The sequence below is a fragment of the Salinivirga sp. genome, assembly GCF_035268865.1.
In the GTDB taxonomy this organism is placed as follows: domain Bacteria; phylum Bacteroidota; class Bacteroidia; order Bacteroidales; family Salinivirgaceae; genus Salinivirga.
Map to the genome: position 1 here is coordinate 1 of NZ_DATFKB010000147.1, position 2152 is coordinate 2152.

Consider the following 2152-nt stretch of genomic DNA (forward strand, 5'->3'; position numbering starts at 1 on the left):
ATGTTTGAATACCATACTTCAATCCAGCATTACCACCAGATTTCAGTACAACAACTTGTTGTTTGATTTCTAAATCATAAGAATTTGGTTTCATAGCCTTATCGATTTGCAGAACAATCTCATTTTCTGCATTTTCGGCTATTAAAAACCCGAAATTTTTAATATAACCCGATAACAGCTGCGATTCACTGATGAATGCCTGATCAGATGATATTTTTACCCCCTGATTTAATTGAATAGCGCCTTCATAGAAAACCGTTTTATCAGGTTTGGGAATTAACATTGTTTGTCCATCTATTTGTTTTTTATCACACGCCGGGAGCATCAGTACTAATGAGCATGCAAGCAACGAAAACCTTATAAATTTTGTAAGCATCTGTATAATAAATTATTTCTCACAATTTTGTAAAGCAAAGCAATTGGTAACTGGGTTATTGTTTTTTTAGCACTTCGTAACTACTAATCTGGGCTGGTGCTTTTAATGCAGGCAAAACCTTTTCGAGCAATATACCCTCTTTTTCGTCGTAATGAAAACCAAATGTAGACCTGACACCGTGCGAAATAAAATGAACGGCCCGGTCGAGTGACATGGGTAAATTATCGCCCTGTAGCAAGCATCCCAGCAAGACACTTGCAAAGGTATCTCCTGTGCCGGGATAAGCCGCTGGTAAATAATCGACCGGGACTTTCCAGTATCGCCCGTCCTGACGGTTGTATGCCACTACGGCAGTTTTACCATCGTCGCCATCGGGCACACTTGTGACAACAATAATTTCAGGCCCAAGTGCCGTGAGCTCATCAATAGCTTGCAAGGTATCTTTTGTATTTTTAATCATTTCAGGGTCGTTATTGAGCAAGAGTCCCACTTCAGTGGTATTTGGTGTAATAATATCAGCTTTGCACACCAGTTTGCGCATTTCATCTACCATTTCTTGGTTAAACGGCCCATAAAGTTTACCATTATCACCCAACACAGGATCAATCATTACTATTGTTTCTGGTCGTTTAAACTGATCAATGAAGTCAATCATCATGTCGATTTGCTGCGCAGAGCCAAGGAAACCACTGTAAATGGCATCAAATTCAAGATTTAACTCTTTCCAATGCTCCATAATACCGGGTATATGTTCAGTTAAATCAACGAAACGGTAATTTTTATACTGGCTGTGTGTGGAAAGCACAGCTGTAGGAATTGGACAAACCTGGAAGCCCATGGAGCTAAGCACAGGAATAACAACGGTAAGCGAGGCTCTTCCATATCCGCTTAAATCATGAATAGCAGCTACCTTTTGCACAGGATTCTTTAACATAGCAATATATTTTTTAATAAATGAGACAGATCAATACACAAATTTGCCAATTATTTCAGAATAAAGTGGCACCAAACCTGTGAAATTTGTATATTTATCCACTTGATCAGTTATACAAACAATTGAATCGTTATGGCAAATTTGTGGTTTAAAAACATACTTGGACAAATTCCGGCTACAGAAAAACTGGAATCATCAAGAAACCAATTGATTGAAGAACAAAAAAGACATCAGGAAATTGCTCAGTCTGACCTACTCAAGGAATATGAAGAGCTAAAAGCTTATATTGAATCTGATGAATTTCAACAAAAGAAAAAAGAGATAGAGGCGATAAAATTTGCAGGCAGTGAAGAGGAAAAGCTTATAAATGAATTCACCAGCTTACAGAAAGATAAAAGCATTCAGCTTTATTTCAAAACCCTTGAATCAAATGAGCTCAAACGTTTTGAAGAAATACAAAAAAGCGAAAAGCTGGAGCGATATAATGAAATCAAGGAAACAGTAGAAAGCGGACAGATTGAGGAGCTGAAAAAACAAATGGATGCTGACCACAAAGCAGAAAAGGAAAAAGCCAAACGTTTTAAAACATTAAAAAAACATCCCGACCTGAAAAAGTACTTTAAACTGATCAATAGCCCGGGATTCAAGACCTATCAAGATTTAAAAGAGAGCGAAAAACTCAATAACTTCTATTCGCTTAAAGAAGCCGTAGAGGGTTTTGACTATAACAAAATCAATAAAGAAAACGAATCAGAATACAGTGAGCAAATTGATCAGCGCAATCGCTATCAGGGCCTCCAAAAAGACGGTGAGCTTAAAGTTTATTTTAAATTTGTTAATGC

At 37.4% G+C, this 2152-nt stretch carries 3 protein-coding genes; 1 reads left to right on the forward strand and 2 read right to left on the reverse strand.

Going from position 1 to position 2152, the window contains the following annotated elements; genetic code table 11:
- Both VJ937_RS08865 and VJ937_RS08870 read right to left on the reverse strand, forming a co-directional pair.
- Positions 1-376, reverse strand: a 376-nt coding sequence (locus VJ937_RS08865; protein WP_324066538.1) for a glycoside hydrolase family 20 zincin-like fold domain-containing protein, incomplete at its 3' end; no start/stop codon positions are given.
- Between the two features lie 55 nt (positions 377-431).
- Positions 432-1310, reverse strand: a complete 879-nt coding sequence (locus VJ937_RS08870; protein WP_324066539.1) for a pyridoxamine kinase — start codon at positions 1308-1310, stop codon at positions 432-434.
- Positions 1311-1442: 132 nt separating this feature from the next.
- Here VJ937_RS08870 and VJ937_RS08875 point away from each other — a divergent pair.
- Positions 1443-2152: hypothetical protein (locus VJ937_RS08875; RefSeq protein ID WP_324066540.1), on the forward strand; the 710-nt coding region annotated here is incomplete at its 3' end.